The organism is Roseimaritima multifibrata, assembly GCF_007741495.1.
Lineage (GTDB): Bacteria > Planctomycetota > Planctomycetia > Pirellulales > Pirellulaceae > Roseimaritima > Roseimaritima multifibrata.
Map to the genome: position 1 here is coordinate 4,133,636 of NZ_CP036262.1, position 15,786 is coordinate 4,149,421.

Consider the following 15,786-nt stretch of genomic DNA (forward strand, 5'->3'; position numbering starts at 1 on the left):
AAAAAAATAAAACATGAAAACCAATCCACCTACCGAATCAGCAACCTTCCCTACCGAGCGTCGAAGATTCCTTCGAAACACACTCGCGACCCTACTGGGCGCGTCGGCACTTAGCCAAATTCCCAACCACAGTTTTGCGGATGATCCCAAGTCAAGCACTCCGGCTGAACCACTGCTTAGTGTGCATGATCACAACATGCATTGGCCGCCTGGCTGGACCGGAAACGAACAGATTGTGATGCTTCTTTACCCGGGATTCACGGCGCTCGATCTTTTTGGGCCACACCACATGTTTGTATTAATGATGGGCGCAAAGGTTCACTTAGCCGCCAAAACCCTCGATCCTGTCGTCACCGACACCGGCATTGAGGTGCGGCCGACAATTTCGTTCCAAGATGCCCCCGAGCGACCAACCATCCTGTTTGTCCCTGGCGGAACCGGTGGAACTCTGGACGCCGCAAAGGACGAAGTCACGCGAAACTTTGTCGCTGAAAAAGGCAAGCATGCCGAATTCGTGACAAGCGTCTGCACCGGATCCGTTCTACTTGGGGCGGCGGGATTACTAGAGGGCTACAAGGCAACCTCGCACTGGATCACTCGTGACCTGTTGTCCGAATTTGGAGCCACCCCCGTTGATCAGCGAGTCGTGGTGGACCGCAACCGGATCACGGGTGCGGGAGTGACAAGCGGTTTGGATTTCGGATTGCAGATGGTCAAAGACCTTCGCAACGAAGAATACGCGGAAGCCGTTCAACTATTTGCCGAATACGACCCACAACCACCCATGGATAAAGGGTGTGAAGCCAAAGCCGATCCCCAAATCAGTGGACTGCTGATGCATATGCACGAACCATTTCGGCAAATGGTGAAGCAACTAGCCGAATAGATCACAACGATTTTTTTACCACTCTCTCCTTAGGAAAATAGTAATGAAGACTCTCCCAACCTTTGAACCTATTGGCAACAACTTTAAATCGAGAATCGGACCATTCCTGTTATTGATTTTTTTGGCCTCCGCGTATCCAGCCCACGCAGCGACAATCATCGGAGGTTTCGCAAGCTGGACGCTGGATGAAGGCGTTGGAACTCCGATTCACCGATTTGATGCATACTTTGACGCAACCACACCTCGAGACGACACCCTGGCGTTAGCGGCCCCTGGAAACAAGCCTTTCGACAGATTATCGCCAACGCAAGTTAGCCTGGCCGATCCTATTCGACCATTTGACGCCGTACTACCCACCGTAACGGGACGCAGCCCTCAGGCCACAACCCTTGAAATCGACGATGTGAGCGACATCCTTGGTTCGTGGTCCGGGTCATCAAACGATGGATGGTTTGTTGGAAATACCGTCTTGGGAGAACAAATCGCACTGACAAGCATGCAACGTTGGGGAGCGGACCCGGCCGGATCGCTCCTCTATGGCGACTTCGCGCTACGATACGACCCCACTCGCGCGGGCGGTGCCAATTCTGGTTTGGTTCTTACTAGCAACATTGACTTTGGCAATGCAGCCTTTGCGGATCTGGGAAATGCGATCATTGCTGTGGCAGGAGACCAATTGACAATTAGTGGCGACCTATTCGCTGCTGCCGCTTTGACGGCGTTTGATGGAGCTATTTTGGGCAAACAATTCGGTACGTTTTCCATGACCGCCGACTTGTCGACATCAGCAGTGCCTGAACCGTCAAGCCTTGTGGTGCTGGGGGTTTCTGGATTGATGGCAATCGCCTACCGCCGACGACGAACCTCTCGATCAGGCTGCGTCACGGCCCTCCAAGGCTAACAAGGTCGCAAGACACAAGCTCGTGTACGTGCAACTCTACTTTTTGAGAATTTGAGAATTTGAGATGAAAAGAGGATTTACGCTTGTCGAACTGCTGGTAGTGATTGCCATCATTGCGATCTTGCTCGCGCTACTACTCCCCGCCGTTCAACGAGTGCGGGAGACGGCGCGGCAGGTGAAATGCAAGAATCACGTCAAGCAGATCTCTCTTGCGATCCATAACTTTGAAGGGTCGGAGCGTCGGTTGCCGGGAAATGAGCATTTTCAATTCCCTGATCCGTATCGATACTCCAATACCTTTTGGTTGATTAAAGGACAGATCGAAGCAACCAATGCAGACTCAAATTCCAGGCTTGACTATTTCCTCTGCCCATCGGACACGACAAGTAGTTCAGCGACTCAAAAACGTGTTGCATCGTACACAACCAACCGAGACGTTTTTCACCCAGGTTCCAATCCTAGGCCGTCTACTGGAAGACTGAGTCAGTTCAATTTGACGACAGCATTCTCGGGCAAAGGATCGTCGAATACCGTGATGATCATTGAACGTGTCGTTCAGTGTAATTTCCCTGACACGGGGCCATGGTCCATGTGGGGTGGAACCTACTTTGAAAGCTACTGGAACTTAAATTTCTTGCCCTTAGAACCGCTTGTCCCCATAGCATCCAACTATGGAGTCCGCGAACGTACAGACTGTTCACTAGACTGGTTCAGCAGTACCCACCCAGGATTGCTGTACGTTGGGTTAGGAGACGGAAGTGTCCGATCCGTAAGTTCAAGTATTTCAGCCGATGTCTGGCGTAAAGCTTACGACAGAAACAACCGAGAAGTCTTAGGCGAATGGTGAAGAACAGGGTAGCCTCTCGACGGAGTACCACTACGTGAACGCAACAATCGTCCGAAGAGAGACAACGGCAAACGGGTTTTGCAAAAACCCATTGTCAGGCGAATGGAAAGAAACGGCATCCCGGCGATCGATGCAAGGCTAAGCCACCCGGATCGGAGCTCGCCGCTCTTCAATCAGGCAATCACCTCCGGCGCCCTACCACAGATTGAATGCGCGACTAAATCGGTGCGTCTTCGGTAAAGATTCCTTCCGGTCATTTCACTTCGCCATCAATCGTTCTCCACGCTTTGTCCGCAGGGCTGGCTTTTACGCGGCCCCCTCCCGACTTTCTCGGTTTGGTAAACTACAATGAGCGGTCGCTCGTGCGCTGTCCGAATACTACGAAGACGTGTCTTAAAGATTTCGCCGCATTCCAACTTCTAAAAGCCCCCTTAAAAATACCGTGAAAAGCAAGCTCGCAACAAACTTTCTTTGGTTGTCGCTAACCTTCCTAAGCATGGCATCGTCCGTGATGGGCGAAGAGACAATCACACTTAACCAGAAAGCGGACGGCTATCGAGGTATCTGGTACATGAACCAGCCCTCCGGGGACGAGTACGTCTACAAATACAGTGGAGGCCTGGGGACTTACTGTGCAAAGCACAAACCGTTTGCGATCTACTGCGAGTCGGTGAACAAGACGTTTTTCTGTTACGGCGGTGCGACCTCTACCGATAGCCGTAAACTGTTGCACATGGTCTCCTATTTTGACCACGACACGCAAACGGTTCCTCGACCGACCATTTTGTTGGACAAGAAAACGGACGACGCCCACGATAATCCCGTGATCTCCGTCGACGATGCAGGGCACATCTGGATCTTTTCGACGTCTCATGGGACAGGGCGTCCTTCGTACATTCACCGCAGCAAACGTCCATTCGACATCAACGAATTTGAACTTATCCCGGCGACGCGACAGGTGGGGCAGGATCGCCAGCCGATCACCAATTTCTCCTACATGCAGATGTGGCATTCAAAAGAGGGCTTCCATGCCTTTTTCACTCGCTACAACTATCCCGCCGCCCGAACCATTTGCTTCATGCAAAGCCCCAACGGAAGCGAATGGAGCGATTGGCAACGGTTGGCGCATATTGATCAAGGCCACTACCAAATCTCAGGTATCGGTCATGCGAAACTTGGATCGATGTTCAACTACCACCCAAACGGAAAGGGACTGAACTGGCGGACCAACCTGTATTACATCGAAACGCTTAACAACGGAGAATCCTGGCAGACCGTTGATGGACGAACCCTACAGACTCCGCTGACCGAAGTTCAAAACGATGCCCTGATCCACGATTATGAATCGGAAGGTTTGAACGTCTATCTGAAAGACCTGCGATTCGACGCACAAGATCGCCCCGTGTTGCTGTACATCACCAGCGGAGGCTACGAATCGGGGCCTCGCAATGATCCTCGCACTTGGATGATCGCCCGCTGGACCGGGTCCGACTGGAAGCTCTCGCCAATCACCACCTCTGACAACAATTACGACTTCGGCGAATTGTGGATGATGGGAGAGAATGACTGGCGGGTTATCGGACCGACGGAAACCGGACCTCAGGCGTATAATCCCGGCGGCGAAGTCGCCATGTGGAAGAGTTCCGACCAAGGGGCGACCTGGACGAAAATGCGGCAAATGACAGAGGGTAGTCCGATGAACCACACTTACGTGCGGAGAGCCCTCAATGGACATCCTGATTTTGTCGCGATCTGGGCCGACGGACACGGGCGCAAACCTTCCGAGTCTCACCTGTACTTTGCCAACGCGGCAGGGGATGTCTTTCAACTCCCTCGATCGATGACGACTGACACAGCGAAACCTATCCTGGTTTCGCCGTAACCAGAAAAAAAGCATCCCGTTGCGTTACCATGCATCCGGCCTTTAGGCGACCGAATTTTGCATCCCAACACGATCCAGTCAACAACCTGAAAACCTGAAAAACATCATGCGACTCCATCTACTTCTTGCGTTTTCCCTTCTCCTGCCCGCAGGGGCAGAAATTTTGAAAGCCGAAGAACTTCATTCCATTGATAACGGGACGATCAAAATCGGGATCGATCGCGACAAGGGAGGATCGATCACTTGGCTGTCCTCCAAGACCTACCCCAACAACATGGTCAATATTGCAGACCCGGGTCGGCTGATCCAGCAATCTTACTACGCGGGCAACATCCTGGATCGACGTGCGGATGGGCAGAGCAAATCGTGGAGCCCTTGGTCATGGAACCCGATTCAGGGAGGTGGCGTCGGATCGTGGGCAATCGCATCCAAAATCGAACAGGATGGACAAAGCTTGTACTCCGAAACAACGCCGAAGCTTTGGGACATGCCCAACGAAGAAGCGAAGGCGTTGATGAAACAGTGGACCACGTTTGAAGCGTCCGTTCCGAATTCCATTGTCGTACGCTGCGAATTTCAGTCTTTACGTGACCAGTACGACCGATGGGGCTCGGCCAAGAATCGTGCTCAGGAAGTTCCCGCATGCTATTTCACTAGGAACTTCTCCACCGTCAAAAGTTACCTCGGAAACAACGAATGGCGTTTGGAAACACAGCCTCCGGGTCCGCCGTGGGGCAAAGCCAATCCACCGCGGAAATCGATGGCTCTGTTTGACGAAGATGGTCAAGGCGTTGCCATTTTCAGTCCGACTTCGAATCTTCACTGGAACTTTGGCCCGCACGGGCAAGGTCAAAGCACCGACCCGACTGCGGGGCCCTGTATGCACGTCGCACCGATCAGCCGAATCGTTCTCGGGCCTAAAACCACACTAAATTACCGCTACTGGCTTGTTGTCGGAGACGCAGACAGCATCGCTACCAGCTTAGACGCTCTTTGGGAAAAGTACTCGAAGGAACAAGCCGAAATCGTCAACTAACAGACAGACTGAATCCCATTCCCTGAATGTCCCCAAACCATCCGCCACTCGACGGAGAACAAGGCACATGAGCCAACATCCGAAAAGCCACCGCTTGCTGTTTTCTTTCGCGTTCCTGATGGGATTCACGTTCCTTCAGTCGTCATCCGAATGCCGCGCTGAAAAACAAACGGTCACCGAACGACCTAATGTTCTGTTCATCGCGGTCGATGACCTAAACGACTGGGTCGGTTGCCTTAACGGACATCCTCAAGCTCAAACGCCCAACATTGACCGATTGGCGAAACGCGGAATTCTGTTTTCCAATGCGCACTGCGCTTCCCCTGCCTGCAACCCTTCACGGGCCGCCATTTTCAGCGGGAAGATGCCCTGGAAAACGGGAGTGTGGTCCAATCTCAGTCCCAAACTGCATGCCTTGCAACCAGACATGCAACTGATCCCGCATGCCTTTAAAGCGGGCGGATATGAAACGCTGGGGACTGGAAAGATGATGCATTCCGGCCCCGTAGCCAATCGCAGAATGTTTGACAGCCACTTCGATGTTGAACAACGATGGAGCCCATTTACTCGAAAAGCGGTTGCCTACTCAAAAGCAGAATTACCATCCAAAAGGTCAGACAACCCGCAACACGTTGTCAAACAAAACCTAACCGCGGATCCGGTTATCCTTCCACTAAACAACATGCCGTCGGACCGTCGACCGGATACCAAAGACGGAGAATCCTTTGACTGGGGCCCCCTAGACGTTCCTGATTCGGCCATGGGAGACACTCAAATCACCGATTGGGCAATCCAGCAATTACAAGCACCCCATGACCAACCCTTCTTCCTAGGCGTTGGATATTATCGACCTCACATACCACTTTGGGCCCCCAAAGAGTATTTCGAAAGATTCGAAGGAAAGAAAATTCAATTGCCGCCTCATCTGGATACCGACCTTCAAGACCTTAGCGGAGCAGGGAAGGAGTGGGCATTAGAAGCGGACACCGCAGGCCTCCATGCAACCGTGCTGAAGTACGGGCAGTGGGAAGAAGCGGTCAAAGCTTACTTGGCATGTACGACCTACGTCGATGGCCAAATTGGACGTTTGCTGGACGCGTTGGACGACGGCAAATTTGGTGACAACACCATCATTGTGCTGTGGAGCGACCACGGTTGGCACCTGGGTGAAAAACAGCACTGGGGCAAATGGACCGGATGGGAACGATCGACACGCGTCCTGCTGTCGGTTGTGCCTCCCAAGAACAAGAATGGTGAATACAAGCACCTTGGCCAAGTCTGCGCCCAACCCGTTAGCCTGCTTGACCTTTATCCAACTCTTTTAGAAATGTGCCAACTGACAGGGCCAACCGGCATGGACGGCGCAAGCCTTGTCCCGCATTTGCGTTATCCTTCCCCCCCTAGCGAACGGAAGGTTGTTACCTCGTTTGAACCAGGAAACATCTCGCTTCGCTCGACACGCTGGCGTTTCATTCGTTACGCCGACGGAACGGACGAACTATACGATCTGGTCAACGATCCAAACGAGTGGAGCAATCTCTCGAAGGATCCCCAGCACCAAACCGTTCGAAACGCGTTCTTGGAACAGATTCCAAAGGAAGCGTTATAGCTTAGGTGGCGATTACTTTATTGCGATGAACGACGGAATAGACACAGGGCACGAGGAACAAAGTCAGCATCGTCGACACGACCATCCCGCCCAAGACCGCTCTGGCCAACGGAATCATCGCTTCGTTTCCCGGAGCAAGCTGAAACGACAGCGGTAACATCGAAGCGACCAGCGTCAACGAAGTCATCAAAATCGGTCGAAGGCGGACTTGAGCTGCAGAGAAAGCAGCGTCTCGGGGCGAAAGACCTTCCGCACAGCGACGGTTGGCGAATTCGACCAACAGGATCGAATTGTTAACGACCACTCCAATCATCATCAGCGTCCCCATCAACGACTGGATATTCACGTAGGTATCGGTCAGGAACAACACCGTGATCACGCCGCCAATACCAAGCGGCACTGCCAACATAATGATCAAAGGATCGACCAGCGATCGGAACTGCGCCATCAGAACCAAATAGACCAGCAGCGTGGCAACGGCCAAACCGGCGCCCAGCATACTCATCCCTTCGTTCATCTTTTCCACAGGACCACGCAGCGCAACCGAGACTCCATTTTCAAATTCAATTCCAGCAAGAGTCCGTTCGATATCCGCAGCGACGCTCCCTAGGTCACGCCCCACGACATTGACGTGGACATCGTTGACTCGGGAAATGTTGTAATGGGCGATCTCCGCGGGAATGTTCACACGCTTGACGGTTGCAATGTTGGACAGCGGAATTGTCACAGGCCCCTTCGGTGTGTCCAGGGATATGGGCATGTTACGAATGTCATCCAACGATTCAAATTTATTGTCTTCGTATTGGACCCCCATGAAGAAGTCGACTCCGGTTTTGGGATCGATCCAAATCGTCGGCGAATAACCGACACTCGACCCCAGCGCCGTCAGCATTGTCTGAGCGACTTGTTCTTGGTCGACGCCAAGGTACTTGGCTCGCGTCCGGTCGACTTGCACATCAAACTGCGGGTAGTCAAGCGACTGAGCGATCTGCACGTCGGCGGCCCCAGCGATCGGCTTGATTGCCTGGACGATACGTTCGGCCGAATCGCGACACTGCGCGAGCGAGCCGGCTGAGACCTGAACGCTGATCGGCGTCGGGACGCCTTCGTTCAGGGCCATATTAACGATCCCTCCCGAAACAAACAGGAACTCTTCTAACGGGTACTCGGCTTTAAATTTTTCTCGCAGCTGATTGATATAGACTTTGCTGGAAGTGTCCCGTTTCTGTTGATTTAGATTGACGATGATGTAAGCCGTATCGGGCCCAGAATTGGAACTCAACACGGTAGAGAACCCCGCCCCTTTTCCGACAGGCAAACCGATATTGGCGATCAACGTTTTGATGCGATCCTCCGGAATGACTTCCTTAATCGAATCTTCGATCCGAGCCACCAATTTCTCGGTATCCTGAAGCTTCGTCCCCGGCAGCGTTTTCAGTCGAATTTCAAAACTACCTGCGTCGACTTCAGGAAACAGTTCCGTGCCGAGGCTAGGCCACAGCAGGAAACTGGCACCCACGCAGGCGATGATCACCACCGACGTCAATGCAGGGATCTTCATAGCCCCTGCCAGCAGGCGCCCGTAAATCCCGCGGGGCTTTGAATCGTCGCCCGCCAAGTCCTCCGTCCTATCTCCTTTTCGTTGAACCTTTTCACGCACAAACGTTGCACAGAAGGCAGGGACAACCGTTAGCGCAAGAAGATAGGAAGATCCGATTGTCAATGTTGCTGCCAACGCAAGCGGAGCAAAAAGATACTTGATCATCCCCGTCAAAAAGACAGCGGGCAGGAAGACGGCAAGAGTCGTAATCGTCCCAGCGAGGATGGCCCCCGAAACTTCACTGGCTCCATCACGGGCTGCCTGCAACGGTGACTTGCCCATTCGTTGATGTCGGATGATGTTCTCCACCACAACAATCCCCGCATCGACCACGGTTCCGATAGCCAGAGCAATCCCACCCAACGTCATCACGTTGATGGTTTGTCCGGTGAACGCAAACCCAAGCGCCCCCATCAGGATCGCAAACAGAATCGTTGCCACAATGATGGCCGTTGGCAGGAACCTTCGCAAGAAAACAAGAACCACTACCCCAACCAATAACGCGCCCAACCCGACCTGCGTTAGCAGGCTAGACATTGCCCCGCGGATGTAACCCGACTGATCCGAAACAAGCGTGACCTCGGTCGCCTCGGGGATATCGCCTCGTTCCTTCATCTTAGGAATTTCGGTGCGAATCCCTTCGTAGATTCGATCGACAACCGCGATCGTGTTCTCTCCTGGTTCGCGAAGCAAAGGACAGTAGACACTTCGATTACCATTCACGCGAACAATGTTGTACTGCAGCGCCGAATCATCCACGACTCGACCGACATCGCGAATGAAAACAGGGTTACCATCGCGAACGACAACCGGGACCGCTTCGATTTCTTCAATCGTGGGGAGCGTGTTTCGAGGGTGGACGAGGTAATCGGTATCGCCGATCACTGCACTCCCGGCCGCAAGAACCAGATTCGATTTACGTAACGCTTCGACAACCTCCGTTGCGCTAACCTGATGAGCCTGCAATTTGACGGGGTCCACATAGACCATCATCTGACGGAATTTGCCACCGAAAGGATGCGGAATCTGAACCCCTTTCAGGCCTCCCATCTTGTTACGGACCGCGTAGTATCCGATGGAGTAGAGTTCCGATTCGCTTAGCCCCTCACCCGAAATGGCCGCCAGCACAACCGGCAGATTGGCGGGTTCGCTACGCAGCGTGAACGGCCATTCAATCCCCGGCGGCAAATGGAACATGTCACTCGCTTCCAAGTTCACAATGTCGTTCATCGCGGAACTTGGATCCGCTCCGGGTTGGAAGAAGACCTTGATCACTGCGGCCCCCGGCACGGTCCGCGATTCCTGATGTTCGATCTTCCCCGCCAGAGTCAACGCTCGTTCCACTCGGGAAGTAACGGACTTTTCCATATCCATGGTGGGTAACCCCGGATAGGAAAAAAAGCTTACGATCACCGGCTTTTTGAAATCTGGCAAGATATCAATGGTGATCCCGGGAATCACCGAAGCGCCCAAGACACACAGCGCGATGACAGCCGCGAGAACAGCAAAACGGTTATTCAGAGAGAATCGTATGAGGCTCATTATTTCAAGCAGCAGGGGTGACTGGCGGCAGGCGAAAAGAGACGCGACGCAAGGGGATAGAGATCAGGTTGAATTCTCGGGTATCAAATGGCCCGTGCGATTCCGTCTTTACAACGGGTCGACCCGTTGGCCATCAGTGAACCGTTTCAGATGTCCGTCGATCACCCGCTGGCCAGCAACCATGCCGGTTAGGATTTCTATTTCATTGCCGGTATCCAAACCGGTTGTGACAGTCGTCACCTGGACCGTATTGTCTTCGCTGACCAGATAAACGTATGCCTGCCCTGATTCATCGAACCGCACGGCACGCGAAGGGAGCATGTTGACCGCGACCTTGGTTTCTAAATCGATCGAAGCTTCACCGAACATGCCTGGCAGCCATTTCCTATCAGTGTTTTCCACTTCCGCTTCGACGATCATCGTTCGAGTCTTTGGATCCAGACTTTCAGCAATCCGGGAAACGGACGCTGCCAAAGCCGGTTCCGACGCGAAGGAAGGGAAACGGATGTTTACCGAATCTCCTCTTTGAACAAATGGGGCATCCATTTCCGGAACGGGGATATGGATGCGAACCTTGTCGATTTGGCTAAGCACAAACAGAGAGTCCGAGCCAGCGTTCAGCTGTCCGTCGACTAGGTCTCCAAGATTGACGTTTCTTTCCGTGATCACGCCGTCAAACGGAGCCTTCAGTGTTGCGTATTCAATCAGGACAAGCAGTTCGTCCAGTTCACCTCTACCGACTTTGGTCTCTGCCTGGGCTGAGCGCAACTTAGCGGCAGCGGCCGCCTTGGATGCCACAGCAACCGCCACCTCAGCCTCTGCCGATACCACGGCTGACTTGATTGCCCCCAACCCTGCGGTCGCGGAATCACGCTTTTTGCGGACCTCATCGAGGATTCGGTTTTGCAAAGAACCACGTTGGACCAAATCATTCGTCCGATCAAATTCCGCTTCGGCCGCCGCTAACGAGGCTTGAACGCTTCCAAGTTCCGATTTCGCTTGTTCCAGCTGAGCCTTCGCAGACTGTACGGATGCTTCCGCCAGGTCGACTCCAGAAGCGGCTCCCTCTTCTTTTGCGACAAGCAATTCAATCCGTGCGTCCAGGGTCCGCTGCTTTTTCCGTAGCTCGGGAATATCGAGCACGGCCAATGGATCTCCTTTCTGGACAAAATCTCCCATGTCGACGTTCAGTTCCGCCACGAAACCGGAAACTTTGCAGCGAATCTCCGTTTCGTAATAGGCGAGGACGGTGGCCGGTTGGAACGTCTTCTTATCAACATCGGTCGTGATCGCGGAAACCGTCTTCACGCGGACATCCGCCGATTTCTCGGGAGAAAGGGAAACCGCCTGCTCGGAATGGCAGCCAGCGACCGCCAAAACGAATCCCAATAAGCCAATAGCTGACAGTTTTCGGTCAAAAAGAAGAGGCATGCGTGTTCCTGCTCTCACAGATTTTCGGGTCCAGCCCGCAGAATCGCTACTTTCGCAATAGCTGACCAAGTTTCGCTGAGCTGAACCTGTAGCATAGTTCCCCCAAGAGACATGTTCGATGCCGGAAAAACGGGAACCACCCAATTACCTGGTCACAGGCATGATCATCGGACCGTTCGGAATCCGAAGAATAAAGCGCAGCACCGGAGTGTTAGGGAGAATGCGTGCGACGGGAATCTCGAAAGTCGATCACCGAGGACGGCAAGATGCCAAAGAACTACAAACGATTGCTACTCACAAGCCTGATCCTATCGGCGGGGTGTGTCAGCAATGGCCGGCCGGAAATCCCTCTCATCAATACTCGGTCTTCCGAAAAGGTCGATTCGGCATCGGCCCCGCTGCAAAGCCCCCCGATGGAGGAAACGAATACGTCGGCTCCCGGTGTGAAACAGGTGGGTCATCTGGACAGCCCCACGCTAGGCCTGCTTGCAGAAAACCCACAGACAGCAGAGATCCAGCAGGCGGTTCCGATCGCGATTCCCACGCAAATCACCGGCAACGACATCGCTGGGACCGACGGAAATTTAGTCGATCACGCTCAACAGACCGTCGTGCAATTGAATCTGCCGTCGGTCCTCGCCGCCATCGATGGACAACATCCGGTGGTTGGATTTGCCAGGTGGCAAGTTCAGCAAGCCTATGCCGAACTCGCCCAGGCGAAATCGCTCTGGCTACCTTCGATCCAAGCAGGATTTAGTTTTCAACGCCATGACGGGAACTACCAAGCGAGCGATGGATCGATCGTCGACGTCAACCGAAACTCCTTTCAGTACGGTCTTGGAGCGGGCGCCGTCGGCGCCGGCACGACTCCGCGTCCTGGACTGATTGCCCAGTTCCATCTGGCCGATGCCATCTTCCAACCGGAAATCGCCCAAAAGACCGCTTGGGCTCGTGGACACGCCGCCGGAGCCACTCTGAACGAGCAATTGCTGACGGCAGGCAGTGCCTATATGGAACTGCTGGACGCTCACCAGGACGAACGAATCATCCACGAATCGGTAGCCCGTCTGGGAAGCCTTGCAGATCTGACCGTCAATTTTGCCGAAGCTGGCCAAGGGCTAGAAGCAGACGCCGATCGGCTGCGTACCGAACTGGCATTGGCACAAAACCGCCACGTTGCCGCCCAAGAGCGGACGGCGGTCGCATCGGCTCGACTGGCTCAAGCGATCAGTATCGAAGCCTCCAGTCAAATCGTACCAATGGATACCAATGTCGTTCCCTTGGAAATGGTCGCCGACCAAACCGGAAAGTCTTCATTGATTCAAATCGGATTGGCGAACCGTCCGGAACTGAAAGAGTCACAGGCATTGGTCGCAGCCGCCTGCGAAGCATACCAACGTGAAAAGTTCGCTCCCTTTGTGCCCAGCGTATTATTGGGGTTCAGCACAGGAGGTTTCGGCGGCGGTCTAGGCGACGACCTGAATGACGTCGCTGGCCGATACGATTTCGACGCGATGATGACTTGGCAAGTCCGCAACATGGGCTTCGGCGAACGAGCCGCACGGAAACAACGATCGGCTCAAGTTCAGCAAGCCAATTTCGAAAAACTGCGAGTGATGGATCAGGTAGCGGCCGACGTTTCCGAATCCCTTGCCCAGGTCCAGTTCCGCCGGCGGCAGATAGAAATCACCCAAGGAGCGATTGTTAACGCACGGCAATCGTACGAAAGAAATCTAGAACGCATTCGCGACGGACAAGGGCTGCCTTTGGAGGTTCTGCAATCTGTACAGGCTTATGAGTCCGCACAAAGAGCGTACTCCGAGGCGGTGGTTCGCCATAACCAATCACAACTCCGCTTGCAGTGGGCCCTCGGTTGGCCAGTCACTGCAGCGGTCAATCAATAATTCAAGGTCTTGTACGGGCGACAATCGCCAATGGACCTTATTTCTTGGAATCAGCCGCAGGAGCTTTTCCAAGCGGCCACAGTTCGAATTTTCGCACGAACATTTCGGCTTGCTCGGTTTGCAGAATCAACTTGCCAGCCGAAGGATCCGCATGGATCGCTTGATTGACAACGACTCCGTTTACCAAATAGGTCAGGGTGTCTCCGTCGGCGATGACCTCTAGACGAGTCCACTCGTTCACGGGGCTTTCAACATCGTCTTTTCCGCGGAAACCGACCTTATCGGCCCAATCGACGTCACGACCAAACCAGTTGATCCGGCCGCCGTTTAACGTGATCGGTTCGCCACCTTTCTTCCACACTTTTTCACCATCGCGATCCTTGGTGATCTCGGCGGTTAAGGTCGTTTTCAAAACCTGACCGGTGATGGGATCGGTGCCCGAGAGGACAAGAATGTCACCCACACCACCTTCGATAATCTGAGCTTCGATCGACGCCATCCAGGTGTTGTTGTATCCACCGTCTGGTCCCCAGGCGTGGACCAACAGTCCCGAATCACGAGCCCGATCAATTCGGTCGCCCCAGGTTTTTTCACCCAACATGAACTCTAGAACCAGATGGTAGTCACGGTATTTCTGATTCGTAATCAATCCACCATACCCATCACCACTGATGTGAATCTGGCCATCCTTAACGGTAAAGACCTTCTTGGGATCGGAGTAACGCGAACCACGAATCCAGGTGTAAAAGCCTTCTAGGTTCTCGCCGTTAAACAGCTCAATACGCTCCGTTGGCGAAATCGCTGCTTCGCCGGAAGGTGGAAGAGCAGGTTCACCTGGCAACGTTCGAATCGAAAGGTTCCGGAATTCAACAGGTTCTTTATGTCCGGCCAAACCAAAGTGTCCGCTTGCACGTTTTGCTGCGGCAGGGACGGCTCCCGACATCGATTCTTTCACTTCGGACAGGTCGGCATCCACGATGGTAAAACCATTCAATTCGACTTTGAATTTTGATCCACGTACGGTGACCTGCTGGAAATTCCATTCACCCGTTGGCCGCAAATAGCCGCGATGTGCTGGTACCAGACCATAGATGGAACCATTGTATTGGCGGACATCCAGTTTTTCGTACCGCGAATCGTCGTCGTCCAAAATCTGCAGTTCAAGCTTCTCTGGATTCCCCGCTTCATACCGGATCAGCAATCCATTGTTGCCCGCTGGAGGAAGTTTGAATTCGACACGAGCTACAAAGTCTTTGTACTCCTTATCGGTATAGATGATCCCTGATTTACCAGCGATCGAAATCAGTTTGCCATCTTCGACCTTATAGTCATCGACGTCTCCGCTCCATCCCGAAAGGTCGGTGCCGTTGAAGATACTTTCAAACTGCCCGGCTTTATCTTCACTCAGAATTGCGTTGGCCTCTTCCGCGTCGATTTCCCGAATCGAAATATCGCGGAAGTACAACGTGTTCCCATGATTCTGCAATTCGATCTGACCGTTGCGATAAATCGGTAGCCCTCGTTCCCACAAATTTTCCATCACGACATTGTCGGTCACCAACTGATCATTCAGTTTGATCGTGACACGTTCACCGATCATGCGAATGTAAAATCGATTCCACTCGCCGACAGGTTTATCTGCCTTGACCATTGGCATTCGTGGGTTGTCTTTGTTGTTCCACAATGCGCCGGATCCATTTTCAGCACCATGCCGAAAGTAGTCCTTGTGTTCGGTATCCCAAATCTGGATCTGAGGACTGCCACGCAAATAGATTCCGCTATCACCACCTTCAAGAATTTTCCAATCGACATACATTTCAAAATCGCCGTAGTCTTTTTCGGTACAGAGACTTTGCCCCTTACCATCAAAGACCAATGCACCGTCGACGACCTTCCAGTGGTCTCGCATGCTTTGGTCGGCTACCTCTTGAGCAGCCGCCAAATCGGCTTCACTCATTGCAGCGCGAGTCTTTGGATTTCCAACCAAACCCTTCCAGCCGCTAAGGTCTTTGCCATTAAAAAGAGGCGTAAAGCCCTTTGGAGCCTCCGCCATCAGTTTTGCAGTTGATGGACCAATCACCACCAAACTAAAAAAGAAAGCACCAACAACTACGGCGCGGCGAAACGTATGTTCCATCGTTCTCTCAC

At 53.2% G+C, this 15,786-nt stretch carries 10 protein-coding genes; 7 read left to right on the plus strand and 3 right to left on the minus strand.

The features are described 5' to 3' along the window. Positions 1–13: 13 nt before the first annotated feature. The 6 genes from FF011L_RS14880 (at position 14) to FF011L_RS14905 (ending at position 7,161) form a co-directional block, all read left to right on the plus strand. Positions 14–886 (plus strand): DJ-1/PfpI family protein, encoded by an 873-nt coding sequence (locus FF011L_RS14880; protein ID WP_145352445.1) that lies wholly within the window; start codon positions 14–16, stop codon positions 884–886. Positions 887–929: 43 nt separating this feature from the next. Continuing rightward, complete coding sequence (locus FF011L_RS14885) at positions 930–1,787, plus strand: PEP-CTERM sorting domain-containing protein (RefSeq protein WP_145352446.1); 858 nt, start codon at positions 930–932, stop codon at positions 1,785–1,787. A gap of 64 nt (positions 1,788–1,851) precedes the next feature. Continuing rightward, positions 1,852–2,634, plus strand: a complete 783-nt coding sequence (locus FF011L_RS26350) for a DUF1559 family PulG-like putative transporter (protein ID WP_218932644.1) — start codon at positions 1,852–1,854, stop codon at positions 2,632–2,634. Between the two features lie 442 nt (positions 2,635–3,076). Further along, positions 3,077–4,516 (plus strand): BNR-4 repeat-containing protein, encoded by a 1,440-nt coding sequence (locus tag FF011L_RS14895; protein ID WP_246109424.1) that lies wholly within the window; start codon positions 3,077–3,079, stop codon positions 4,514–4,516. A gap of 106 nt (positions 4,517–4,622) precedes the next feature. Beyond that, positions 4,623–5,552: a hypothetical protein gene (locus tag FF011L_RS14900; RefSeq protein WP_145352447.1), complete on the plus strand. Its 930-nt coding sequence runs from the start codon at positions 4,623–4,625 to the stop codon at positions 5,550–5,552. A gap of 67 nt (positions 5,553–5,619) precedes the next feature. After that, positions 5,620–7,161, plus strand: coding sequence for a sulfatase (locus tag FF011L_RS14905; protein WP_145352448.1), 1,542 nt, complete (start codon positions 5,620–5,622; stop codon positions 7,159–7,161). Position 7,162: 1 nt separating this feature from the next. Here the strand turns inward: FF011L_RS14905 and FF011L_RS14910 are convergent, their stop codons facing one another. Then, positions 7,163–10,303 (minus strand): efflux RND transporter permease subunit, encoded by a 3,141-nt coding sequence (locus FF011L_RS14910; protein ID WP_145352449.1) that lies wholly within the window; start codon positions 10,301–10,303, stop codon positions 7,163–7,165. 108 nt (positions 10,304–10,411) lie between these two features. Next, the gene (locus FF011L_RS14915; protein ID WP_246109425.1) at positions 10,412–11,734 is read right to left on the minus strand and encodes an efflux RND transporter periplasmic adaptor subunit; all 1,323 of its coding nucleotides are present in this window, start codon (positions 11,732–11,734) and stop codon (positions 10,412–10,414) included. A gap of 266 nt (positions 11,735–12,000) precedes the next feature. Here FF011L_RS14915 and FF011L_RS14920 point away from each other — a divergent pair, with 266 nt between their 5' ends. Next, entirely contained in the window at positions 12,001–13,638 is a 1,638-nt protein-coding gene (locus tag FF011L_RS14920; RefSeq protein WP_145352450.1) for a TolC family protein, read from the plus strand. Positions 13,639–13,675: 37 nt separating this feature from the next. Here the strand turns inward: FF011L_RS14920 and FF011L_RS26355 are convergent, their stop codons facing one another. Next, a complete protein-coding gene (locus tag FF011L_RS26355; RefSeq protein ID WP_218932645.1) occupies positions 13,676–15,775 on the minus strand; it encodes a 3-keto-disaccharide hydrolase in 2,100 nt (699 codons plus the stop codon). Between the last annotated feature and the right edge of the window lie 11 nt (positions 15,776–15,786).